The following is a 23529-nucleotide window of genomic DNA, read 5'->3' as shown; positions in this document are numbered from 1 at the left end:
ATGACAATGTTTACATTTATAATTTTATCTTTTAATATAAATAAAAAACATGTATATTTCATACCTTATTATGCATTTTATTTACAATACCTAATTAAAATTAAATTATTATAAAAATATATTTATATACCTTTATTTTTATAATGTAACTGTTTTTTATTTAGTAATATTATTCTTAAAAATCATAATATATTCTAAATATTTATAAGTATTAATTAATGTAGTATTTTTTCAGCATACATATAAAAATAAAAAAAGAATTATCTAAAAAAGATAATTCTTTTAAGGGTTAATTGTTGACTGTTTTTAATTTTATAATATGATAAATAAAATTAATTGTATTATCATATTTTATAAAAGTATTAATACTTTATAAACTAAATTTACACCTGTATTTTAAAAATAAAATTTCTTATTTATTGAATACTTTGTTGTAATCTTCAATAAATTTCTTCATTCCAGCATCAGTTAAAGGATGCTTAACCATTTGAACAATAACATTGTAAGGTATTGTTGCAATGTGTGATCCTGCCATAGCTGAGTCTAAAACATGCATTGGATTTCTAACACTTGCTGAGATTATTTCAGTATCTATTCCATGTATATTAAACATTTCAGCTATTTGACTTACTATTTCTATTCCTGGATTTCCTATATCATCAAGTCTTCCTAAGAATGGACTTACAAATGATGCTCCAGCTCTTGCTGCTAATAAAGCTTGTAATGGTGAGAATATTAAAGTAACATTAGTTCTTATTCCCTCTTTAGCTAATATTTTTACAGCTTTTAATCCTTCTTCACACATAGGTATTTTTATAACTATATTCTTGTGGATTTTAGCTAACTCTCTTCCTTCTCTAACCATTTCATCACATTCTAAAGCCATAACTTCTGCACTGATAGGTCCATCAACTATACTACAAATCTCTTCTATAACTTCTTTTATATCTCTTCCTTCTCTAGCTATTAATGAAGGGTTTGTTGTAACTCCACATATGACACCTAATTCACTAGCTTTTCTTATATCTTCTACATTAGCAGTATCAATAAATATTTTCATTTCATTTCTCCTTTTTATTACTTTAAAAATATTAATTTTAGTTTTAAAATCGTTTCCACTCCTAAATATTAACATTAACTCAAAAAATATTCAATATTTATATTTATTATTAACAATTTGTTAATTTATTTTTCCTTATTAATATGTTATAATTAAGATTTTCTTGAATTTAATATAGATTATTTGATTAATAGAATATTCTTTTGAAATCTTTTTCATTAAAAACATATACAAATATTCAAATTAATTTTCACAGTCTTTTTTTGTGTTTATATTTCTTTTTAACATATATAGTTTTACCAAAAAAATTGTTGCGAATATTTTAATCGATTTTTAATTTATATTTTGTTTAGATTTTCTAAAAGAAAATAAATATTTTAGAGTTTCATTGAAAGTTTAATAATAATCATAAAAAGCCAATTTGTTTCAACAAATATATGAAAATAAAAAAAGTGGTTAGGAATTTTTCCTAACCACTTTTTTATTTAATCTTAATTAAAATATCTTTTTAATAATCCTTCAAAAGCTTTTCCATGTCTAGCTTCGTCTTTACACATTTCATGAACTGTGTCATGGATTGCATCTAAATTTAATTGTTTAGCTAAAGTAGCTAAATCTTTTTTACCTTGGCAAGCTCCGTGCTCTGCATTTACTCTAGCTTGTAAGTTAGCTTTTGTATCAGCTTCCACAACTTCTCCTAACATTTCAGCAAATTTAGCAGCGTGCTCTGCTTCTTCAAATGCTATTCTTTTATATGCTTCTGCAACTTCTGGGAATCCTTCTCTATCAGCTTGTCTTGACATTGCTAAGTACATTCCTACTTCTGTACACTCTCCAGCAAAATTAGCTTGTAATCCTTCGATTATTCTCTCATCAACACCTTTAGCTACTCCAATTCTGTGCTCATCAGCAAAGTTTAATTCTCCACTTTGTTCCATGAATTTATCAGCTCCAACACCACATACTGGGCATTTTTCTGGTGCTTTTTCTCCTTCATAAACATATCCACATACTGTACAAACAAATTTTTTCATAATATATTCCTCCTACAAACAAACAATTTCTTTATCTAATTTTAATTTATATAATCTTTTAAAGTCTTAATCTCTAGTCATTTATTAGTTGATTTTTTATTTTCCTCAACCTTATGATATTATTATATAATAATTATTATTGTTTAGCAATAGTTATTTGAATTATTTTTTAATTTTTTAAAATTTTATTTTTTGCTTCTGTTTTAATAGTTTATTAAAGTGATACTACTGTTCTATATAAAATCAATGATATTTTAAAACAGAGACTATTTTTATCAAACAAAAAAAGTACGAAGCCTTCATCAAGAATTCTTCGTACTTTAATATAATTAAATAAATTAGTATTCTATATTGTTTATTGCTGCTATCAAGTCATCTAAGTTTATTCCATGAACCATTGCAGCCTCTTCTAACGTTTCAGCTTGAGCTGATGGACAACCAACACAACCCATTCCAAAGCTCATTAAAACCTCAGTAGCTGTTGGTATTTTTCTTATTATTTCTCCGATTGTCATGTCTTTAGTTATCATTTTAACTACACCTCTCTTAAACTATACTTAGATTAAATTTTATATTTTTAATTATACGCTGATTAATTTTTAAACTCAAGTATTTAACTCTGAATTAATTATGGTAAAATAAACCTTATTATAAATACTTATTTATTTCTAAATTTTCTATTATATCCTTAATAACAACTCTATCCGGTGGATTAATATTTTCTAAATTAGGAATTTCATGCTTATAAAAAAATTTTGCACTCATGCTCTCCTCTTCTTGAAGAACCATCTCTCCTTCATAATTTGAAGTAACAAATATTGAAGAAGCATTATATATTTCATCACCATTTGGATATTTGTTGTAGCAATTCACACCAGAATAAACGTTAAATAAATCTAATGTGCTAATTTTAAAACCTACTTCCTCATAAACCTCTCTTATAGCTGCTTCTTGAAAACTTTCTCCTAGTTCCAAGCTTCCACCAGGAAGTCCCCACATATTATTATCTGTTCTTTGCTGTAATAATACTCTTCCTAAATTATCTATTATTATAACGCCAGCTGAACACATTATAAGAGGTCTATGTGGATTAGGTAACTCTTTCCTCAAATCCATAATATATCCCATAATTTTTCTCCTTTAAATATAACCTAATTATTTATTTTAAAACTAAATTGTTTTAACCAATTTAAACTATACTAAAAATCACTTAAAATAAAATTATTTTAACTAACTTAGAAATAACTTTTAAATAAAACTTAATCATTAAAAATGCTTTAAAATCTATTTACAATAAAATCTTATATAAGAAATTTTCTCACTAATTTATATTTATTATACTTTAAATATGAAAAATAGCTTAAGATTAAATCTCAAGCTATTTTATAGGTATATATGTTAAGTATTAGATTTCTTTTGTTACTCTTATTGTTTGGTTTCTCTTTGGTCCAACACCAACTATTGAAACCTTAGTTCCTGTTAATTCTTCTATTCTTCTTAGATATTTCTTAGCGTTCTCTGGAAGTTCTTCGTAGCTTCTTGCATCAGCAACTTCTTCTCCCCATCCTTCGAACTCTTCGTATATTGGTTTACACTTAGCTAAATCTTCTAAACTAGCTGGGAAGTAATCTATAACTTTTCCATCTAACTCATATCCAACACACATTTGTATTTTATCTAAGCCAGCTAATGTATCTATTTTAGTTACTACTAATGAAGTTAAACCACATACTCTTGTTGTAGTTTTTAATATAACTATGTCTAACCAACCACATCTTCTTGATCTTCCAGTAGTTACTCCATATTCGTGACCTTTTTCTCTTATCCACTCACCAGTTTCATTTTCTAACTCAGTTGGGAATGGTCCTTTACCTACTCTAGTTGTGTAAGCTTTAGCTATACCCACAGCATTAGTCACCATATTTGGTCCTATACCAGCTCCACTTGGAACCCCACATGAAGTTGTGTTTGATGAAGTAACATATGGATAAGTACCATAATCTATATCAAGAAGCATTCCTTGAGCACCTTCAAATAATACATTCTTATCAGCTTGTATAGCATTATATACTTCAACTGAAGTATCTTTAACGTATGGTCTTAATCTTTCAGCAAAAGCCATGTACTCATTATAGATTTCATCAAAGTTTAACTCTTCTCCACCTAATAATTTAATGTATCCATTTTTCATTTCTATGTTTATTCTTAATTTTTCTGCGAAAGAATCTTTATGCATAAGGTCACAAACTCTTATTCCTGATCTCTCAAATTTATCTGTATAACATGGTCCTATACCTTTGCAAGTAGTTCCAATATCATTTTTTCCTCTAGCTTTTTCTTTTAATTTATCTAAAGTTATATGATAAGGCATTATAAGATGTGCTCTATCACTAACTATTAATTTTTCTGGAGTTACTTTTACTCCTAAATCTTCTAAATAATCTATCTCTGTAAATAGTGCTTTAGGATCTACTACAACACCATTTCCTATTACGTTTAATTTTTCATCATGTAATATTCCTGAAGGTATTAAGTGTAATTTGTATTGTTTATCTTCAACTTCAACTGTATGTCCAGCGTTATTTCCTCCTTGGAATCTAACAACTACATCTGCCTCTTCTGCTAAGTAGTCTGTCATTTTTCCTTTTCCTTCGTCTCCCCATTGAGCTCCTAATACAACAAATGCTGACATTATAATTTCCTCCTCATAAAAAGAACATTAACATTCTTTTATTACCGCTTTAACGGCTAATATACATTTATTAAAGGACTAATATTCGTATTTATAAGTGTTTTTACTATAAATTTCATTGTCCTATACCATATTATCAAAGTAAAACCTTAAGGTCAAGGTAATAAAAACGAATATTATAACATTTTTTTCATTTTTAAATTCGTTTTATTTAATTTAATTATAAAATGTTTAATTAAATAATATTTCTTCGTCAAAATTCTTAACATTTTCTAATTTAACTACTCATTCTTTATTCTTAACAATAAAATAAGATTTTAACAAAAATTATTTTCATATTATATATAAATTTTAAAAAATATTATTATTTAATCTACGTATTTTTTAATGAAAATTTTTAAGTAAGTAAGAAAAAAATGTTATACTATAAGCAATAAAACACGTACATAAAAAAATCTATTTATCTTAATTTTTATTAAATATCAAAGGAGAATAAAAATGAATACATATGGTGTTTTCGATATTCTTGGTCCAATAATGATTGGTCCTTCAAGCTCTCATACTGCAGGCGCTGCAAGACTTGGAAAAGTTGCTAGAGCAATATGTGGTAAACAAATAAAGAAAGTTACATTTTTACTTCATGGTTCATTTGCAAAAACATATAAAGGACATGGTACTGACAAGGCCTTAGTTGCAGGCATATTAGGCATGGAACCTTCTGATACAAGACTTAGAAATTCTTTAGAAATAGCTAAGAAAAACAACATTGAAATACAATTTAAAGAAGCTAATCTAGGAGATGCACATCCTAATACAGTTAAATTTATAATTGAAGATATAGATGGAGTATTCCATGAAATAGTTGGTTCATCAATTGGTGGTGGAAGTATTAAAATTACTGAGGTAAATGGAAGTGTTGTTGAGTTTACTGGTGAATATCCAACATTAATAATTTCTCATAAAGATGTTCCTGGTGCTGTTTCAAAAGTAACTGCCATTGTCTATGAACATAATATAAATATAGCTTTCATGAAAGTATTTAGAACAGAAAGAGGTAAAGCCGCAAGAATGGTATTTGAATTAGATAATCCTCTTACTAAAAACCTTGTAGATGAGATAAAAAAAGTTGAATCCGTTGAAAAAATAGTTGTTATAAATCCAGTAAAGGAGGATATATAATATGATTGCTAGAAATGGTGCTGAATTATTGCAAATATGTAAAGATAATAATTTTTCCTTAGCTGAGTATGCTATACAACATGAAATGGAAAATAAAAATTGTACTAGAGAAGAAGTTATTAAAGGTATGGAAAAAGTTCTTCATGTTATGAAAGAAGCAGCTAAGGAAGGACAAGAAAAAGAAGTTCACTCTGTTAGTGGATTAATAGGCGGAGATGCTTATAGATTAAGAAAATATTTAAATAATGGAAAAACATTAACTGGGGACGTTATGGTAGGTGCAATGGCTAAAGCATTATCATGTTCAGAAGTTAATGCATCCATGGGAAGAATAGTCGCTTCTCCTACTGCTGGTTCTTGTGGAATATTACCTGCTGTTATTTTAACAGTTGGTGAGAAATTAAATCTAAGTGATGATGAACTTATCATGGGATTATTAGCTTCTTCATCAGTAGGTATGATTATCGCTCAAAATGCCACTTTGGCTGGTGCTGAGGGTGGATGTCAAGCAGAATGTGGATCAGCCGCTGCAATGGGTGCCGCTGCCACTGTTGAAATGATGGGTGGTACTCCTGATATGGCCTTAGATGCCGGTGCAATAGTACTAAAAAATATATTAGGCCTTGTTTGTGATCCAATTGCAGGATTAGTTGAGGTACCTTGTGCAAAAAGAAATTTCGCTGGGGCTGTAAGTGCCTTAACTACGGCTGATTTAGTCATGGCTGGCATTCATAGTAAGATACCATTTGATGACACTGTGGAAGCTATGTATAGAGTAGGTAAATCACTGCCTGCCACACTTAGAGAAACAGCTTTAGGTGGATTAGCAATAACTAAAACTGGTCTTGAATTAAAGGAAAAAGTTTTTGGAAAAGAAGATTAATATTATTAATTAAAAATTAGAAGTTACTATAAATTTTAGTATAAATCATTAGTTATTATTTTTAAATTATTGGTTTTACTGATTTTTAGTAACTTCTTTTTATTGCAATTTAATAAACTCACACGCTTTAAAGTAAATTATTGACATTAATTCCATTTTTATTATATTATTAACTTGTAATAACATCATTACTAACAGCATATTTTTTATTAACTGGTAATGATGACATGATAATTAGAGGTGAGAATTTATGAATAAAATTTTTGGTTTTACAGAAGAATCTTTAAAAAATTTAAAAGCAATATATACTGCTTCTGAAATATATCAACAACCAAAGCTTTGGAAAGAAACTTTAGAAATAATAGAAAATAATAAAAATTTAATAAAAAACTTCTTAAATAAGAATCTTGCTAAAGAAAATGTAAGAATAATTTTGACTGGTGCTGGTACATCTGCTTATGTTGGAGATACTATATATCTTTACCTATCAAAAGAACTTGGAAAAAGAGTTGAAGCTATTGCAACAACCGACTTTGTATCCAATCCTGATGAATATATAGATGAAAACTGTGCTACCATCTTAGTTTCCTATGCTAGATCTGGAAACAGTCCAGAAAGTGTTGGAACTTATGATTTATTTGAAAAGAAAGTTCCTAACTTAGCTCACATAGTTGTTACTTGTAATAAAGATGGTCAGCTTGCTAAAAAATCACAAGAAAAAGAAAGTAACTTGGTTTTATTAATGCCTGAAAAATCAAATGATAAGAGTTTTGCTATGACAAGTTCATTTACTTGCATGACATTAGCCACTCTACTTCTTTTTGATATAGATAATTTAGAAAAGAATAAAGAAATAGTTGATGAATTAATTCAAAAAGGACAATCTTCTCTTGATAATCAATGGAAAGATGCAAAAGCAATTTCTGATTTAGAAGCTGAAAGAATTGTTTATATAGGTTCTGGCTCATTGAAAGGTCTTTGTCATGAGATGGCACTAAAAAATTTAGAACTAACTTCTGGAAAACAAGTTACTGTTTGTGAATCAATACTAGGCTTTAGACATGGTCCTAAATCAATAATAAATGATAATACTTTAGTTATATTCTTATGTTCATCAAATGAATATACTGCACTTTATGACTATGATCTTATAAAAGAAGTTTATAGTGATGAAGGAAATCAAAAAATTGCTGTTTTAAGCTATGCTAACAAAGAAGATTTAAAAGAAATTTCTCATAAGTATATAACTTCTAATGGCTCTGATTTAAATGATACATTCTCAGCATTTAATTATATAATTTTTGGACAAATGATTTCCTTCTTCAACTCATTAAGACTTGGAATTTCTCCTGATAATCCAAGACCTGATGGAACAGTTAATAGAGTTGTTCAAGGTGTAACAATACACGAGTATAAATAATAAAAAAGTAAATAGGTATAAAAGTGAAAAACTATTAATTTTGATTATTTTGAGAGGTGTTTTTATGAATAAAATTAAATCTACTAGGGATATGCTTTTAAGAGCTCAAAAAGGAGGATATGCAATTCCTGCTTTCAACATACACAACTTAGAGACTTTTCAAGTAGTTGTTGAAACTGCCTATGAATTAAAATCTCCTGTTATAATTGCAGGTACTCCTGGGACAATAGATTATGCTGGTCCAGACTACATTGTTTCTATGGCTGAGGTTGCTGCAGAAAAATATGATATTCCAATAGCAATTCATTTAGATCATTTTGAAGATACTGAACTTATAAATAATCATATACTAACTGGATTTAAATCTTGTATGATAGATGCTTCTCATCATTCATTTGATGAAAATGTAAATATAGTAAAAAAAGTTGTAGATTTTGCTCACAGATATGATGCCACTGTTGAGGCTGAACTTGGTAAACTTATTGGTGTTGAGGATCATTTAGTTGTTGATGAAAGTGAAGGAGCTTATACTGATCCTGACTCAGCCAAAGAATTCGTTGAAAGAACAGGTGTAGATTCACTTGCAATAGCAATTGGAACTGCCCATGGATTATATAAAGGAACTCCTAAATTAGATTTTGATAGATTAGTTAAAATAAGAGAAAAGGTATCAGTTCCTCTAGTTTTACATGGCGCTTCTGATGTACCAGATGAATTAGTAAAAAAAGCTATAAATCTTGGTATTTGTAAGGTCAATGTAGCCACTGATTTAAAAATTCCATTCTCTGATGCAGTAAAAAAATATTTCAATGAAAATCCAAAAGCTAATGATCCAAGAAAGTATATGACTCCTGGAAAAGAAGCAATGAAAAAAATTGTTAGACATAAAATTCTACTTTGTGGTAGCAATGGTAAAGCTTAATTCATTTTATAATTAAGCAGGTTTTAATTTATTACAACACCCAATAAAATAAATTATAAAAAAGCAAAAAGCTTGAATACCAACTGATATATATTCAGTTTGTTCTTCTAACAATTATATTACAGAAGTAGCTATGAAAAATACTTTATATAATGATGAATTCTTACTTATAGAATCAACAGCAACTCAAGTTAATCAATTTGGTGGTTATCCTGGAATTAAGACAATAGATTTTAAATATAGAGTTAAAGATTTCATAGAAAATTACAATTATGCAACTCACCATTCCATTGAAGAAAATTCAATTCATTATAAAATTAAAATAGCAAAAGGCTATATTCTAACTTAGCCTTTTGCTATTTTTTATTAATATAAAATACTAATATTCTTCTAAAACAACATTATATTCAAATTTATCTCCTCTTGAAATGCTTACTGTATACTCTATAATATTTTCATCTTCATATGTAATTCTTTCAATCTTCATAGCTGCTGTTCCATCTTTTACGTTAAGTATTTTAGCATCATTTTTATTTATTAATACGGGCTTAAAACTTTCCTTAGCCTTTGTAATACTTACATTATACTTTTCTCTAAATATATCATACATAGGTCTTTCTCTAAGCATCTTATCTTGTAATTTTAAAAATCTATATTCAGGTAAATAAGTAAATTCAAGCATCATAGGAATACCGTCAGCTATTCTAAGTCTTAAAATTTTATATATATTTTCGTCTTTATTAATTCCTAATTTAATGGCTATTTTCTCATTAGCTTTTATTAACTCAAATCCTAAAATTTCTGAAGATGGCTTCTTGCCAAGCTTCTTCATTTCCTCTGTAAAGCTATAAAATTTTAATAACTGTTGTTTATAAACTTTTGGTGATACAAATGTACCTTTGCCATGAATCTTATAAACATATTCTTTTCTCTCTAATTCTCCAATAGCTTGTCTAGCTGTTGTTCTACTTACATTATATTGATTACATATTTCTCTTTCAGATGGTAATTTGTCATTTTCTTTAATATCTCCCTTATTTATAAGGTCTATTAATTCAGTTTCTAATTGATGATAAAGCGCTATACCTCTGCTTCTCTTAAACATTCCGTCACCTCTACATCCTAATATACTACGCTTATAGTGTTATCATATTTTTACTTTATTTTCAATATTTTTCTTTATAAAATATTAACCCACAGCATAGTAATACTGTGGGTTATATTAAAATTAATTTATTTTCAAATTTATAAAACTTTAGAGATACAAAATCTTTCAACAGTTAAGACAATATTTTTAGATTTATCAACTACTACCTCTACAGTTTCTTTATTAACTTTTGAAATTTTACCATAAATTCCACTACTCAAAACAACATTAGATCCCACTACAAGATTTGTTTGTTGTTCTATTAGCCTTGCTTTATCCTTATTAACTCCTCTGAAACTAACTATATACCAAACTAAAAATACAGATAATAACACTAATAAAACAATCATAAAGCCTTTCATCAGTATCCCCACTTTCCTATAAGTTTAATACTTCTCTTACACTACAAATACTTTCTTTTCCATCACTTTTAATTTTATCAACTAATTCTTTTATATCATTAAAAGAATCCCTTTCCATTGTTGCAGTTACAACCATTGGAAGATTAACACCAGTAATAACTTCTACATTATCCCATTTAAATAAATTTAAAGCTGATTGATTCATTGGAGTTGCTCCTAGTAAATCAACAAGAATTACCACTCCATCTCCATCATTCATTTTTTCTATTTTTTCTGATACCTCTTTCCCTAAGCTTTCAGCATCTTGTCCTCTTTGCAATGAAACTACTTCAAACTTTTCTTGTTCCCCACATATCATTTCTACTGCATCAAATATTCCACTAGCCATTCCACCGTGAGTTACTAATATTACACCTATCATTAAATTTTTCCTCCAAAAACTCTCTTTATTAATAGAGTTCCCATCTAATTAAAGATGGAAACTCATAAATTCAAAGTTTAACTAAGCTTTAGATAATCCTCGCTATTATATATTCTATAATTAATAATTAATTAACTTACTATGCAACTATTCCTAAAGCACCTAAAGCAGTAAATAATACAAACATACAAATAACGATTTTAACTGGACTCCATTTCTTATTTCTTAATAAATAAAATACTCCTGAAACAGCTAAAACTGAAAGTAATTTAGGGAATAAACTGTCTAAAGTTGTTTGAAGAACAAACTCGTATCCTCCAAAATTAGCTTGGATTGGAGTTGTAATATTTATGATTGAACCAACCATTCCTCCAACAACTATTAATCCTAAGATTCCAGCACCAAAAGTTATTTTTTCCATCATTCCAGCTGAGCTTGAAGCTAAATCAGCACCTTTTTGATAACCTAAAGTTATAAGTTTCCACTTTATAAAAAAGTTCCAACCAATGAATATTATTTGTGTTATAACAAGAGCAATTAATGCCCCTGTAAAATCTTCAGCTAAAGCCATAGAAGCTGGGATAGATATTAATAATGGTCCTAAGATAGCAAACATCATACTATCACCAATACCAGCCAAAGGTCCCATCATACCAGTTTTAATACCTCTTATAAGATCTGGGTCAGCTTTTTGTTCCTCTAATGCAGCAACTATGCCTAATATAACTGTCGCACCATAGTTAGGACAAGTATTGAAGAATTCCATATGTCTAGTTAATGCCTTCTTCATTCCTTCTGGATCATCTTTATAAACTTTTTTTAAAATAGGTGATATAGATATAGCAAATCCTAAAGCTTGCATTCTTTCATATGACCAAGAAATTTGTAATAATAAATGGTTTAAAAAGACTTGCCATAAATCCTTTTTAGTTATTTTAGATTCCATTAGAATTCGCCTCCTATCTGTTCAAAATCTTCATCATTATTTGATGATGAAGGTCCATCATTTTTATTGTATAATTCAACGTAAATAATAGCAGTTATAAGACCTACTAATCCAACAGCAATCATTGGTAACTTTAAGAAACATACTAAAATAAATCCCATTATAGCAAAATACCATTGCTTAGTTATTGGTAAATAGTTTAATAAAATAGCCACTCCTAATGCAGGCATTGCACGTCCTGCGGCAGCAAATCCATCAGTTAACCAAACAGGAACCTTTTCAATAAATGCAGTTGCAACTTCTGATCCAAAATAAGCACCTACGAAAACAGGTATAGCTCTTGATAATCCCCATGGAACTGATCCAAATAAGTGCCATCTCCACATACCTTTTAAGTTTCCATTAGCAGCATGTCCATCGGCTTTATGAGCACATATTCCAGTAGATAATCTTGCTAAAACATCTAGATAAGATCCTAATAAAGCTATTGGAACTCCCAATGCAATACCACTTTCATAACTTCCTGTTAAGTGTCCAAAAGTAACACCAAGGATAGCCCCAGTTGTATAGTCTGGTACAACAGCCCCACCATATGAATGAACACCTAATGACATCATTTCTAATGTCGCACCAATGAATAAACCAGTATTAATATCTCCTAAGATAATACCTGCTCCAACACCAGCTATTAATGGTCTGTGCCATAGACCAAGATAAGTACCTAACATTTCATTTATACTTAGGAAAGCCCATACAGATAATAATAAAACTTGAATAATTCCTATTTCTTGCATAAACATATCCTCCTAAAATATTTAATTTTACTCTAAAAAAATAAATTGCTTATTTTAAATTTTCTACCAAAGGTCTGATATCTTGTTTCCCATCTGCTGGAATCATTTGAAAATAGCAATTAACATTTTTAGCTAATAAACTTTTTAAAGCCTCAAATTCTGGTTCTGTTACAAATAGCTTTTCACTTAATTTTTTAGAATTTGGTTTATATGTCATATTGCCTATATTTAGGTCCATATAATTGAAACCACCTTCATAGATTCTATTAGCATCTACTACATCTTTTACTAATAAAAAGACCTTTTCATTAGGAGCAAGCCCTCTATTTAAGTATGCAATAACCTTATCAACAGGTTGCATTGATAATCTTACCTGCTTTGGAGCAGCTAATTTTAAAATAGCTTGTTGATTTGGATCTTTTGCAACCATATCATTAGCAACTATAATATGATTTGGATTTGTCATCTTAGACCAAGCTAAGGCAACTTGCCCATGAATCAATCTTCCATCAACTCTAAAATGTACTATTGGCATATATAATCCCCCTTAACCTTATTTTTAATAATTTATTTACTAAACTAGTAAATTATCTTTATAAAAGTTAACGTTATTATTACCATTTGTATTTAAATTTTAAAATTTTGATTAACCATTGCAATAGTTTTAGTTATCATACACTTTATTTCATCTTTAGTTATAAAATTCTATATTAGTAAATTTATATTCTTAAAAATTTAATTTATTCAAAGTAATTATTAATATTTTTATAGGGTAAAATTTAAGGTAGGAAATATAAGTAAATAAAAAACTTCTAGTTAATACTAGAAGTTTTCTTAGGAGTTTTTATTATGTTTGTTATGTTTGTTTGTTTTTAATCAGTTCTGAGTAATAATCACTTCGTAATTGATAATGATTATCATACTTAAAGTATATGTTCTTTTTATTATTTTGTCAATATATAAAATTACATTTTTTTAGATTTTTTTGCACAACTCTTCATTGCACTTATAATTGAATTTCTAAAGCCTTTTTCTTCTAGTTCTAAAACAGCTTCAATAGTAGTTCCACCTGGTGAACAAACATTATCTTTTAATTTAGCAGGATGTTCTCCAGTTTCTAAAACCATCTTTGCTGAACCTAAAACAGATTGCGCAGCTAATTTATAAGCTTTATCTCTAGTTATACCTTCTCTAACAGCTGCATCAGCCATTGCCTCTATAAACATATAAACATATGCAGGTGATGAACCACAAAGGGCTATAAATCCATGAAAGTCTTTCTCTGACAATACTTCACATTTTCCAAAAGCATCGAATATACTCATAACCTCTTTTAATTCCTCTTTTGAAACTAGTTCATTTGGACAAATAGCACTCATTGCTTCTCCAACCAATGCTGGTGTATTAGGCATTGTTTTAATTATCTTAGTCTTCTTATCAAACCATTTTTCAACATCTTTTAAATTTATTCCAGCAGCTATTGTTACAACAATCTTATCTAACCCAATTTCATCTTTTATTTCTTTTATAATTTTCTCATACATATATGGCTTAACAGCAAGGAATATTATATCACTTTCCTTACATACCTCTTTATTATTAAGAGTTGTTTTTATTCCTAATTTTTCACTTATTTTCTTTGCACTTTCTTCTCTTGAACATGAAGCTATTATATTTTCTTTTTTAAGAAGTCCAGAATTTATTATTCCTCCAACCATTGCACTTCCCATATTTCCACAACCTATGAATCCTAATTTTTTATTCATGTATATCTCTCCTCTCCCAAATAAAAAATTTTATTAGTTCTTAAATATGAAATTAAGTTAAAACAAAAATAATATTGTTATTATTATATACCTTTTAATAAAAACTCAAAATAATATTTTTGGAAACTTAATTTATAAACTTTTTAATATCTTCTTTTATTTTATAAAATATTATATTTTAAGGTAATGTTAATTTAAACTTTCTGTGAAATTAAGTAAGTCTGAAAAACTAGCTAAAATCAACACTAGTTTTAAAAAAGAACCTTATAAAAAAGGATGTATTTTATTCTAAATTATCTAAAACAAAATACATCCTTTATATTAAGCATCTTTATGAATAGCTTCGTAATCTGCAAACTTACTGTATTGTCCAAGCCATGAAAGCTTAACAGTACCAACAGCACCGTTTCTTTGTTTAGCTATTATACATTCTCCTACGTTCTTATCTTCTGTTTCCTTGTTATAATACTCATCTCTGTATAAAAACATAACAAGGTCAGCATCCTGTTCTATTGAACCTGATTCTCTAAGGTCTGATAACATAGGTCTATGATCTGCTCTCTGCTCTGGCGCACGAGAAAGCTGTGATAAGGCTATAACAGGACACTCCATTTCCTTAGCTATAGCTTTGATATTTCTTGATATTTCAGAAACCTCTTGTTGTCTACTTTCTCCACTACCACTCATGAGTTGAAGATAGTCAATAAGTATAAGGTCTATTCCATGCTCCATTTTAAGTCTTCTACATTTTGATCTCATCTCCATTATAGAAACCCCAGCAGTATCGTCTATATAAATCTTTGATGAAGCAAGTGGTGCTGATGCTCTTGCTATATTGTCCCAATCCTCATCGCTTAACTTACCAGTTCTAAGATTTTGCATCTCAACATTAGCTTCTGAACATAATAACTTATAAGCTAATTGTTCTTTAGACATCTCTAATGAGAATATAACTACACTCTTTCCTTCTCTTAATGCAGCATGCTCAGCTATATTAAGAGCAAATGTTGTTTTTCCCATTGATGGTCTAGCAGCTATAAGAATCATATCACCCTTTTGAAATCCTGTTGTCATCTCATCTAAATCTTTAAATCCAGAAGAAACTCCACTAACCTCTCCTTGGTTATTAAATATAGCTTCTATTTGTTCAAAACCTCTTTCAAGAACATCTCTTAAAGGTTCAAAATCACTTGATGTTCTCTTCTCAGCTAAATCAAATATTTTCTTTTCTGCTGAATCTACAACTTTTGAAACATCATCTTGATTGTTATAACAACTTTCTATTATTTCAGTAGAAGATTTTATAAGTCTTCTAAGAGTAGCTTTTTCTTCAACTATTTTTATGTATGATTTTATATTAACTGTACTTAATACAGATGCACTTATCTCTGTTACATAACTTATACCGCCTGCTTTTTCAAGTCTATCAGTAGATTTTAAATACTCTAGTAAAGTTAATTGGTCTACAGCCTGATCTCTTTGATACATTTCTATTATGCTTTGAAATATCACTTTGTGAGCATCTCTATAAAATGAATCCTTATTTAAAACCTCAGCAGCCTGGGCTATGGTAGTTCTATCTATTATCATTGCCCCTAAAACAGATTGCTCTGCTTCTATACTTTGTGGCAAACTCTTCATTACTGGTGCTTCCATTAATCCTTATTTTCCTCCTTTCCCCCAAAATAAATTTCTAATATTATTAAAAGTTTATAAGATTTAACTAACCTAATAAACCATCTTACTTTTTTTAAATATTTAACTATAAATTAATCGTTACTATCCAATATAACCCAAACAATTCACTTTATACAATTTGTTTATGCATTTGAATTTTAGAGCTATATATAAATTTATTTATAAACACAATATATATAATACCTTAAATCCAATTAAAAACATATAGTTTTTAATTATACCATGTAATTTTAGAGAATTATATTATTTTTTACTCTATATAAATTGTATAAATATATTTTATATAAGCTTAAATAAAAAAACCCAGAGAATAACTCTAGGTTTTCAATTTATTTGTATTAGTTAAATGCTATGTCCATAAGCTCTTCTATTGAACTAATTGCTTTAACTTCTATATCTTCTAATCCATTAGGAATATCATTTTTATTATCCATAGGAATAGTTACTAACTTAATTCCTTTTCTTCTAGCTCCATATATTTTTTCAAATATACCTCCAACTGGTTTAATCTTTCCTCTTAAAGAAATTTCTCCAGTTATAGCTAAATCTTGTCTTATTGGCTTCTCTAATAAAGCACTCATTATACATATTGTTATGGCAGCCCCAGCAGATGGTCCATCTATCTTTCCACCACCAATTACATTAACATGTATATCATAATCATGTATATCTTTATCAGTAAGTTTTCTTATTACTGATGCAGCATTAAATACTGAATCCTTAGCCATAGAACCTGCTGTATCGTTGAATCTTATTCTTCCAGCACCCTTTTTCTTAGCTTTGAAAGCAGTTGCTTCAATTTCTATTGTTGAACCTAAAAATCCTGAAACTCCAAGTCCATAAACGTGTCCTACTTCCTTAGTATCTAAGTCTTCTAAAATTTCATATGGAGTAAATCTTCCTATACTTATAACTTCATTTAAATCTTTTGAAGTTATTTCTAAGTCTTCTGGAATTTCACCTTCTAATCCATATATAGCATGACCATATGCATCAGCTAATATGTTAACAGCTCTTCTACCTTCTATTGTGTATGAAGCTATCTTTTTCTCTAGTCCCTCTTCAAGTTTAACATTAAGCTTCTTAGCTGCATTTAAAACTATCTTTTCAATATCTCTTGATGATAGTGGTTCAAAATAAACCTCTGTACATCTTGAACGTAAAGCAGGATTTATTTCTCCTGGTTCTCTTGTTGTGGCTCCAATTAAAACAAAATCTGCTGGTGCCCCATTATCAAAAAGATATTTTATATATTTAGGAGTATTTTCATCATCTGGATCGTAGTATGATGATGAGAATTCAACTCTCTTATCTTCTAAAACTTTTAAAAGTTTATTTTGAAGAATTTCATCTAACTCACCAATCTCATCAATGAATAATATTCCTCCATGAGCCTCTGTTACTAAACCTGGTTTTGGTTCAGGCACTCCTATTTCAGCTAAATCTCTCTTACTACCTTGGTAGATAGGATCATGAACTGAGCCTAGAAGTGGATTTGTTATTTCTCTTGGATCCCATCTTAAAGTTGTTCCATTTACTTCTATAAATTTTGATTCATCATTAAATGGAGTAGACTTTAATTTCTTAGCAGTTTCTAAGGCTATTCTAGCAGCAGTTGTTTTACCAACCCCTGGTGGGCCATAAAGAATAATATGTTGAGGGTATGGTGAAGCAAGTTTTGAAAGCAATGATTTTATTGCTCTCTCTTGACCAACAACTTCATCAAAAGAATCTGGTCTTAGTAAAGACATTATATTCTTATTTGGAACTCTATTATCTAAATTTTGAAGTTCCTCAAGTTTCTTTTCTGTCTTAGCATTCTCAGGACCTTTTTTCTTTTTCATGATATTAACTCTAAGTTCATCTACATATTTCTCTTGCTTTTCCATTAAGAATTGTTCAACTTCTTTTTCAATTTTATTTTGAACATATCTTCTAGCAATAGCATCTGATATCATAGCACAAACATCTTCTAAGGCTTCATTAATATTTTCATCTGTTGGAATTTCACTTAATCCCTTTCCTTCTGAAACTATTTTACTTAATCCATAAAGTCTTTCATATGGATTTTCTGAATTTATATATTCTTGAATTTTAAATCTTATTACTCTAGCTCTGAATGCACCTTCGTCTAATATATTGTTTATTATTCCTTTTAGTGCTTCAACTTGAGATTCTACTCCAAGCTCACTATTCATAACATCTTGTAGAACCTCTAATTCTCTAATTGATTTCAAAATAGAATCCTCCTCTTATTGAACAGGAACAACCATAACCTTCATTTTTGTTGAAACTTCTGGATATAGTTTAACTTCTATGTTGTAAGTTCCTGCAATTTTTATTGTTTCCATAACTATTTTCTTTTTATCAACTTCTACATTGAATTGTTTTTTGATAAGTCCAGCTACATCTTTGCTTGTTATAGCTCCAAATAACTTTCCATTCTCTCCAGCTTTACCATCTATTTTTATAACTTTATCTTTTAAACTTGCAGCTAAAGCTTGAGCAGCTTCTAACTCAGCTAATTTTTGTCTTCTCTCATTTTCTTTTTTATTATTTAAAATATGAAGATTGTTATCTGTAGCTTCCTGAGCTAATTTCTTTGGAAATAAAAAGTTTCTTGCGTATCCATCTGATGCATTTATAACATCGCCTTTTTTACCTAATTTTTTAACGTCTTGAAGTAATATTACTTTCATTTTATTCACCTTCCCTTGAATTTTTAACAATAGCTTCTTTTATTTTTTCTATAGCCTCTTCCACAGTTGAATTCTTAAGTTTAGCACCAGCCATAGTCATATGACCACCACCACCTAATTCTTCTAATACTAGCTGTACATTAATATCACCTAATGACCTTGCACTTATTACAATATCATTTCCAATCTTTATTAATACAAATGAAGCTTGAATTCCTGTGATACTAAGTAATTCATCTGCAGCCTGTGCAGCCACTATATTATCTGTAATTGTGTCTGGACAAACAGCTATTGCAATATTATTTTCTACCTTTGCAGATTTTATTACCTCTGCTTTTGCTATATAATTTTCTAAGTTATTACTAAATATCTTTTTAATCTCTACTGTATCTGCGCCTAATCTTCTTAGGAATGAAGCAGCTTCAAAGGTTCTTACTCCTGTTTTAAATGAGAAGTTTTTAGTATCTATATAAATACCAGCTAAAAGTCCCTCAGCTTCAATTCTATTAAGTTTAGGTTTATCTAGCATGTATTGAACCATTTCAGTTACAAGCTCTGATGTTGATGATGCATATACTTCTATATAGTTTAATAATGCTCCTTTTATTTCCTCAGGACTTCTTCTATGATGATCAATTACAACTAATCTCTCAATCATTTCAGTAAGCTCTCTATCTAAAATATAGTTTGCACTATTAACATCTAATACTATTAATAAAGTATTATCATCTATATTTTTCTTTGCATCTTCAGTAGATATGAATAAGTTACTATATTCTTCTTTTTCCTTAACTCTATCCAAGAAAAATTCTATAGCATTAGTATCTTTTTCTAATACTATATTAACATTTTTTCCTAACTTCTTCACTACTGATGCAAGACCAAATGAAGCTCCAAAGCAATCCATATCTGGATTTCTATGTCCCATTATATAAACTGTGCTACTTTCATAAATTAATTCTTTTAAAACATGAGCTACAACCCTTGCCTTAACTCTTGTTCTTTTCTCAAGTTCCTTAGCATTTCCACCAAAGAATTCAATATTTTTTCCTGATTTAACAACAGCTTGGTCTCCACCTCTTCCTAAAGCTAGTTCTTTAGCCTTAGTTGCATATCCTTGATTTTCAGAAGGTGTTTCCCCACCTCTTCCAACACCAATACTTAAAGTAACTTCAATTTCATTTCCTAAATTAATTTCTCTTATAGTATCTAGTATATCAAACTTTTTAGAAATTTCCTTACTTATAATTGCATCGTCTACAGATAAAATATATTTACTATTGTCATATTTTTTTATCATGGCATTTAAAGAATTACCATAATTTTTTATGGTTCTTTCAATTTCTGCTATAAGTAATGGTTTTGTATCATCTTTGATTGTTTTTAAAACTTCACTAAAGTTATCAACTTCTAAAAGCATTGTACTTTCTTTAGTAGCCTTCTTTAAATATGTTACATCATTAAAATAAACTAAGAAATATTTTTCTTCATTATCATCTAAGTTTATGGTTTCACTATAAACTTCATAAATACATCCTTTTATTTTAATATTTTGAGAATTTTCTTTTCCAGTTCTAATTACTTTATCTAGAGCTATACCTTTTATGACTGAAACTAAATTATTTTCTAAAGGTTCTTCAGTATTTGTAAGTTTAGCAAATTTATTATTATACCAAATAATTTCTCCAGTCGAATTTAATATTGTTATTGGGAAAATTAAATTAAATACATTGTTTTTAATTCTTTCATCAATCTCTTTATATAATTTATCTATTTTATTTTCTTCTTTTTTCTCGTCTTTTAAGAAATTAAATATTTTATATATTAAATAAATTATATATAAAAAAGGTACTATTAGAGCTAAAATTCTTAAATTTAAGTTCCAAAGAACTAAGCATAATAAAATTATAACTAAAAAGCAAGCTAAAATTTTATTACAACATCCTAATATTGACTTCATTTTAACAGCTCCTTATATATTCATTAGTTATCCTAACTTTGATTTTATTTTTCCTTTCAAATACGTTCCAAAGCTATCTGGATCAACTCCTCTAATATCAAAAATAACATCAATCAATCCTAATAATGCAATTCCCAATGCCATAGATGATGTAACTAAAAATGCAATGATAAATCCAACTATTACTCCATTCATTTTAAAGTTATTTTTTAATGTATTTGATAATACAGATGCCCCTTGTATAAGTAGCATTAATATTAAGATATTCTGAGTTGTATAAACAAAACCTTTATTAGATATAAATCCTTTTACTGTTAAAAAAATTACTCCCATATTTACTAATACAACCGCTGTTACTATTATTGGGTTAAAAAACCAATTTGAAAATGGAGGTAAACTATTTAGTTTAAATCCCATCTTTTTTAATATTGCTTTTCCAACAAAAAAGTTTAGTAAAGCTCTAATAACTATAAACATTGTAACTGCTAATGGTACCATAGTCATAATAGCTTCAGCATCAATACTTTTCATAAGTTCTAACATCTGAGTATTAGCATTAGGCATATTTCCAACCAACTTCTCTGTAATATTAGCTGATTCATGAAAAACTTCTACTATTTGATTTATTGAATCATTAAAAGTGATTCCTGTGAACACAGAAAATAATAAACTTAATTCAACAATTGTACCAATTATGTTAGCTAAAAACAAATAAACTAATGACCTTATTCCCGTAAAACCTTTCTTAACACATATTCCTAAAACAGTACCTATAATACCATTAGTTATTATTACCTGAACTCCATAAATAAGCCCCATAAAAAGTCCTACTATGATTCCACCAACAATAACAGAACATATAGATGTCTTAAGATTATATTTTAAGTATAGAATAGCTACTGGGATTGGAACGGCAAAAGAAATTAATAGTCCTATTCCAGGTAAGGTAGTAAGCATCATTAAAATAAAAATAACAGCAGCCATAATACCAGCTTCAACTATAGACTTACTTTTTAATTTATGTTCCATATATTCCTCCAAAATCTATCTTCTTTCTTTTAAATGGTTAAATAACTTAGTTAAATTACCTCCTTGTTTCTCTAGTTTATCTTCTTCAACTATACCAATTTTTAAACTTTTTTTTATAGTCTCATCTACTTCTACAGCAGAATGTCCTAATTTATCAGCTAAAATGTATAGTAAAATCATTAGGGATGCTATACAATTTACTATAGCATCTTTTGCAACATTACTTCCTCTTGTTAAAAGCGTAAATAACTCGCCTAATATACAGATAACTTGAGCTTTTATTTCTTCAATAATCTTTATATCCCCCATGATATTAAAATTATCTTTCCTCATAGTCTCCCCTCCCAATTATACCCTTTAATTATATACTTTTATTTTATTTATTTTCATACCCATATGCAATAAAATGAATTTATATAATAATGACTATATAAAAAAAACCCCTGAAAATATCAGGGGTTTTGCAACCATTACTCAGTTGTGAATGGTAATAATGCGATATTTCTTGATCTCTTGATAGCATCTGTTAATTGTCTTTGATGCTTAGCGCAAGTTCCAGAAATTCTTCTTGGTAATATTTTACCTCTTTCTGTGATGTACTTCTTTAATTTAGCTACATCTTTGTAATCTATTGATTCAGCTTTATCAACACAGAATATGCAAACTTTTTTTCTTGCTCTTCTGAATTTTCCGCCTCTTTTTACGTTACTCATCACTATTTCCCTCCTTACCTAAATTATGAATTAGAATGGAATATCTCCATCATCAATTGGTGTCATATCATCATTACCATTGAATGATGAATCACTAAATGAATTATCTGGCATTCCGAAAGAACCACCGAAATCATTTCCTTGGTTAAAACCTGAGTTTCCTCTTGCTCCACCATTTCCTGAATCGATAAAGTCGAAACTTTCAACAACTACATCAGTAGTATATCTTCTAGTTCCATCTTGAGCTTCATAACTACCAGTTCTAATATTTCCTGAGATAGCTAATTGTCTACCTTTAGTTATATACTGAGCGATAGTTTCACCAGTCTTTCCAAAAGCGATACAACTGATAAAATCAGTCTCATCTTTTTTGAATTGTCTGTTTACAGCTAATGTGAATCTAGCAACTGCTGTTCCACTTCCTGCCGCAAATCTAAGCTCTGGATCTTTTGTTAGTCTACCAATTAAAACTACTTTATTCATTTACGATCACCTCTTATTGCTCTTCTTTAACGATGATGTGTCTGATTATTCCGTCAGTTATTCCGAATACTCTGTCTAACTCTTTTGGTAATTCTGTGTTAGCAGTGAAGTTTATTAAAGTATAGAAACCTTCGTTAACTTTAGCGATTTCGTAAGCTAATTTTCTCTTACCCCAGAAATCAACGTTGTCAACAGTACCATTTCCGTTTTCTATAACACCCTTGAATTTTTCGATTAAAGCTTTAACAGCTTCCTCGTCTAATGATGGGTGAGCTACGAATATAGTTTCATATTTTCTCATCATTTACACCTCCTCCCTCT

The 23529-nt window shown here is 28.8% G+C and carries 26 protein-coding genes; 5 read left to right on the top strand and 21 right to left on the bottom strand.

Annotation, left to right across the window (positions count from 1 at the left end; genetic code table 11):
- Positions 1-412 precede the first annotated feature (412 nt).
- The 5 genes from fsa to Q1K13_RS12455 all read right to left on the bottom strand — a co-directional run bounded on the left by fsa (position 413) and on the right by Q1K13_RS12455 (position 4786).
- A complete protein-coding gene (gene fsa, locus Q1K13_RS12475) occupies positions 413-1060 on the bottom strand; it encodes a fructose-6-phosphate aldolase (protein ID WP_300351478.1) in 648 nt (215 codons plus the stop codon).
- Positions 1061-1551: 491 nt separating this feature from the next.
- Complete coding sequence (locus Q1K13_RS12470) at positions 1552-2094, bottom strand: rubredoxin-like domain-containing protein (protein ID WP_300351475.1); 543 nt, start codon at positions 2092-2094, stop codon at positions 1552-1554.
- Positions 2095-2432: 338 nt separating this feature from the next.
- Complete coding sequence (locus tag Q1K13_RS12465) at positions 2433-2624, bottom strand: DUF1858 domain-containing protein (RefSeq protein WP_300351472.1); 192 nt, start codon at positions 2622-2624, stop codon at positions 2433-2435.
- Between the two features lie 118 nt (positions 2625-2742).
- Entirely contained in the window at positions 2743-3222 is a 480-nt protein-coding gene (locus tag Q1K13_RS12460; protein WP_300351469.1) for an NUDIX hydrolase, read from the bottom strand.
- A gap of 277 nt (positions 3223-3499) precedes the next feature.
- Positions 3500-4786, bottom strand: a complete 1287-nt coding sequence (locus tag Q1K13_RS12455) for an adenylosuccinate synthase (protein WP_300351467.1) — start codon at positions 4784-4786, stop codon at positions 3500-3502.
- Positions 4787-5284: 498 nt separating this feature from the next.
- Here Q1K13_RS12455 and sdaAB point away from each other — a divergent pair, with 498 nt between their 5' ends.
- The 5 genes from sdaAB (at position 5285) to Q1K13_RS12430 (ending at position 9539) form a co-directional block, all read left to right on the top strand.
- Positions 5285-5965, top strand: a complete 681-nt coding sequence (gene sdaAB, locus Q1K13_RS12450) for an L-serine ammonia-lyase, iron-sulfur-dependent subunit beta (protein ID WP_300351464.1) — start codon at positions 5285-5287, stop codon at positions 5963-5965.
- 1 nt (position 5966) lies between these two features.
- Positions 5967-6848 (top strand): L-serine ammonia-lyase, iron-sulfur-dependent, subunit alpha, encoded by an 882-nt coding sequence (gene sdaAA / locus Q1K13_RS12445; protein ID WP_300351461.1) that lies wholly within the window; start codon positions 5967-5969, stop codon positions 6846-6848.
- Positions 6849-7098: 250 nt separating this feature from the next.
- Complete coding sequence (locus Q1K13_RS12440) at positions 7099-8268, top strand: SIS domain-containing protein (RefSeq protein WP_300351458.1); 1170 nt, start codon at positions 7099-7101, stop codon at positions 8266-8268.
- Between the two features lie 64 nt (positions 8269-8332).
- Positions 8333-9190, top strand: a complete 858-nt coding sequence (locus Q1K13_RS12435) for a tagatose bisphosphate family class II aldolase (RefSeq protein WP_300351455.1) — start codon at positions 8333-8335, stop codon at positions 9188-9190.
- Positions 9191-9266: 76 nt separating this feature from the next.
- Positions 9267-9539, top strand: a complete 273-nt coding sequence (locus tag Q1K13_RS12430; RefSeq protein ID WP_366522633.1) for a class II D-tagatose-bisphosphate aldolase non-catalytic subunit — start codon at positions 9267-9269, stop codon at positions 9537-9539.
- A 30-nt stretch (positions 9540-9569) separates the two neighbouring features.
- Here Q1K13_RS12430 and Q1K13_RS12425 read toward each other — a convergent pair whose 3' ends face one another.
- From Q1K13_RS12425 to rpsF, 16 genes are all read right to left on the bottom strand, one after another.
- A complete protein-coding gene (locus Q1K13_RS12425; protein WP_300351452.1) occupies positions 9570-10295 on the bottom strand; it encodes a GntR family transcriptional regulator in 726 nt (241 codons plus the stop codon).
- Positions 10296-10435: 140 nt separating this feature from the next.
- Entirely contained in the window at positions 10436-10699 is a 264-nt protein-coding gene (locus tag Q1K13_RS12420; RefSeq protein ID WP_300351449.1) for a preprotein translocase subunit YajC, read from the bottom strand.
- A 16-nt stretch (positions 10700-10715) separates the two neighbouring features.
- Positions 10716-11120: a PTS sugar transporter subunit IIA gene (locus tag Q1K13_RS12415; RefSeq protein ID WP_300351446.1), complete on the bottom strand. Its 405-nt coding sequence runs from the start codon at positions 11118-11120 to the stop codon at positions 10716-10718.
- Between the two features lie 139 nt (positions 11121-11259).
- The gene (locus Q1K13_RS12410) at positions 11260-12066 is read right to left on the bottom strand and encodes a PTS system mannose/fructose/sorbose family transporter subunit IID (protein WP_300351443.1); all 807 of its coding nucleotides are present in this window, start codon (positions 12064-12066) and stop codon (positions 11260-11262) included.
- Positions 12066-12860, bottom strand: a complete 795-nt coding sequence (locus Q1K13_RS12405) for a PTS mannose/fructose/sorbose/N-acetylgalactosamine transporter subunit IIC (RefSeq protein ID WP_300351441.1) — start codon at positions 12858-12860, stop codon at positions 12066-12068. Before Q1K13_RS12405 ends, Q1K13_RS12410 begins: the two co-directional genes overlap by 1 nt.
- A gap of 49 nt (positions 12861-12909) precedes the next feature.
- Positions 12910-13395, bottom strand: a complete 486-nt coding sequence (locus Q1K13_RS12400) for a PTS sugar transporter subunit IIB (protein WP_300351438.1) — start codon at positions 13393-13395, stop codon at positions 12910-12912.
- Between the two features lie 430 nt (positions 13396-13825).
- A complete protein-coding gene (proC, locus tag Q1K13_RS12395) occupies positions 13826-14626 on the bottom strand; it encodes a pyrroline-5-carboxylate reductase (protein WP_300351435.1) in 801 nt (266 codons plus the stop codon).
- Between the two features lie 321 nt (positions 14627-14947).
- Entirely contained in the window at positions 14948-16282 is a 1335-nt protein-coding gene (locus tag Q1K13_RS12390; RefSeq protein ID WP_300351432.1) for a replicative DNA helicase, read from the bottom strand.
- Positions 16283-16662: 380 nt separating this feature from the next.
- Complete coding sequence (gene lonC / locus Q1K13_RS12385; protein ID WP_300351430.1) at positions 16663-18561, bottom strand: Lon family ATP-dependent protease; 1899 nt, start codon at positions 18559-18561, stop codon at positions 16663-16665.
- A 15-nt stretch (positions 18562-18576) separates the two neighbouring features.
- Positions 18577-19023, bottom strand: coding sequence for a 50S ribosomal protein L9 (gene rplI / locus Q1K13_RS12380; RefSeq protein ID WP_300351428.1), 447 nt, complete (start codon positions 19021-19023; stop codon positions 18577-18579).
- A gap of 1 nt (position 19024) precedes the next feature.
- Positions 19025-20983 carry a DHH family phosphoesterase gene (locus tag Q1K13_RS12375; RefSeq protein WP_300351424.1) on the bottom strand — a complete coding sequence of 653 codons (1959 nt, stop codon included), beginning with the start codon at positions 20981-20983 and terminating at the stop codon, positions 19025-19027.
- A gap of 27 nt (positions 20984-21010) precedes the next feature.
- Entirely contained in the window at positions 21011-22012 is a 1002-nt protein-coding gene (locus Q1K13_RS12370) for a DUF2232 domain-containing protein (RefSeq protein WP_300351421.1), read from the bottom strand.
- A 15-nt stretch (positions 22013-22027) separates the two neighbouring features.
- Positions 22028-22345, bottom strand: a complete 318-nt coding sequence (locus tag Q1K13_RS12365; protein WP_300351419.1) for a MazG-like family protein — start codon at positions 22343-22345, stop codon at positions 22028-22030.
- A gap of 137 nt (positions 22346-22482) precedes the next feature.
- On the bottom strand, positions 22483-22725 hold the full coding sequence (gene rpsR, locus Q1K13_RS12360) for a 30S ribosomal protein S18 (protein ID WP_003451020.1): 243 nt from the start codon (positions 22723-22725) through the stop codon (positions 22483-22485).
- 30 nt (positions 22726-22755) lie between these two features.
- A complete protein-coding gene (locus Q1K13_RS12355; RefSeq protein ID WP_300351417.1) occupies positions 22756-23208 on the bottom strand; it encodes a single-stranded DNA-binding protein in 453 nt (150 codons plus the stop codon).
- A gap of 13 nt (positions 23209-23221) precedes the next feature.
- Entirely contained in the window at positions 23222-23509 is a 288-nt protein-coding gene (rpsF, locus tag Q1K13_RS12350; RefSeq protein ID WP_300351415.1) for a 30S ribosomal protein S6, read from the bottom strand.
- Positions 23510-23529 lie beyond the last annotated feature (20 nt).

The sequence above is a fragment of the Clostridium sp. genome (assembly GCF_029267215.1).
In the GTDB taxonomy this organism is placed as follows: domain Bacteria; phylum Bacillota; class Clostridia; order Clostridiales; family Clostridiaceae; genus Sarcina.
Note: the sequence above shows the minus strand (reverse complement) of the source record. Positions and strands in the feature narration are given on the sequence as shown.

Coding starts and splice junctions, on each gene's coding strand:
- rpsF (WP_300351415.1), bottom strand. CDS start 23,509: ATGAGAAAATATGAAACTATATTCGTAGCTCACCCATCATTAGACGAG.
- Q1K13_RS12365 (WP_300351419.1), bottom strand. CDS start 22,345: ATGAGGAAAGATAATTTTAATATCATGGGGGATATAAAGATTATTGAA.
- Q1K13_RS12390 (WP_300351432.1), bottom strand. CDS start 16,282: ATGGAAGCACCAGTAATGAAGAGTTTGCCACAAAGTATAGAAGCAGAG.
- Q1K13_RS12460 (WP_300351469.1), bottom strand. CDS start 3,222: ATGGGATATATTATGGATTTGAGGAAAGAGTTACCTAATCCACATAGA.
- Q1K13_RS12470 (WP_300351475.1), bottom strand. CDS start 2,094: ATGAAAAAATTTGTTTGTACAGTATGTGGATATGTTTATGAAGGAGAA.
- proC (WP_300351435.1), bottom strand. CDS start 14,626: ATGAATAAAAAATTAGGATTCATAGGTTGTGGAAATATGGGAAGTGCA.
- Q1K13_RS12420 (WP_300351449.1), bottom strand. CDS start 10,699: ATGAAAGGCTTTATGATTGTTTTATTAGTGTTATTATCTGTATTTTTA.
- sdaAB (WP_300351464.1), top strand. CDS start 5,285: ATGAATACATATGGTGTTTTCGATATTCTTGGTCCAATAATGATTGGT.
- Q1K13_RS12425 (WP_300351452.1), bottom strand. CDS start 10,295: ATGTTTAAGAGAAGCAGAGGTATAGCGCTTTATCATCAATTAGAAACT.
- Q1K13_RS12415 (WP_300351446.1), bottom strand. CDS start 11,120: ATGATAGGTGTAATATTAGTAACTCACGGTGGAATGGCTAGTGGAATA.
- Q1K13_RS12400 (WP_300351438.1), bottom strand. CDS start 13,395: ATGCCAATAGTACATTTTAGAGTTGATGGAAGATTGATTCATGGGCAA.
- Q1K13_RS12455 (WP_300351467.1), bottom strand. CDS start 4,786: ATGTCAGCATTTGTTGTATTAGGAGCTCAATGGGGAGACGAAGGAAAA.
- fsa (WP_300351478.1), bottom strand. CDS start 1,060: ATGAAAATATTTATTGATACTGCTAATGTAGAAGATATAAGAAAAGCT.
- Q1K13_RS12405 (WP_300351441.1), bottom strand. CDS start 12,860: ATGCAAGAAATAGGAATTATTCAAGTTTTATTATTATCTGTATGGGCT.
- Q1K13_RS12435 (WP_300351455.1), top strand. CDS start 8,333: ATGAATAAAATTAAATCTACTAGGGATATGCTTTTAAGAGCTCAAAAA.
- rplI (WP_300351428.1), bottom strand. CDS start 19,023: ATGAAAGTAATATTACTTCAAGACGTTAAAAAATTAGGTAAAAAAGGC.
- Q1K13_RS12355 (WP_300351417.1), bottom strand. CDS start 23,208: ATGAATAAAGTAGTTTTAATTGGTAGACTAACAAAAGATCCAGAGCTT.
- rpsR (WP_003451020.1), bottom strand. CDS start 22,725: ATGAGTAACGTAAAAAGAGGCGGAAAATTCAGAAGAGCAAGAAAAAAA.
- Q1K13_RS12465 (WP_300351472.1), bottom strand. CDS start 2,624: ATGATAACTAAAGACATGACAATCGGAGAAATAATAAGAAAAATACCA.
- Q1K13_RS12440 (WP_300351458.1), top strand. CDS start 7,099: ATGAATAAAATTTTTGGTTTTACAGAAGAATCTTTAAAAAATTTAAAA.
- sdaAA (WP_300351461.1), top strand. CDS start 5,967: ATGATTGCTAGAAATGGTGCTGAATTATTGCAAATATGTAAAGATAAT.
- Q1K13_RS12375 (WP_300351424.1), bottom strand. CDS start 20,983: ATGAAGTCAATATTAGGATGTTGTAATAAAATTTTAGCTTGCTTTTTA.
- Q1K13_RS12410 (WP_300351443.1), bottom strand. CDS start 12,066: ATGGAATCTAAAATAACTAAAAAGGATTTATGGCAAGTCTTTTTAAAC.
- Q1K13_RS12370 (WP_300351421.1), bottom strand. CDS start 22,012: ATGGAACATAAATTAAAAAGTAAGTCTATAGTTGAAGCTGGTATTATG.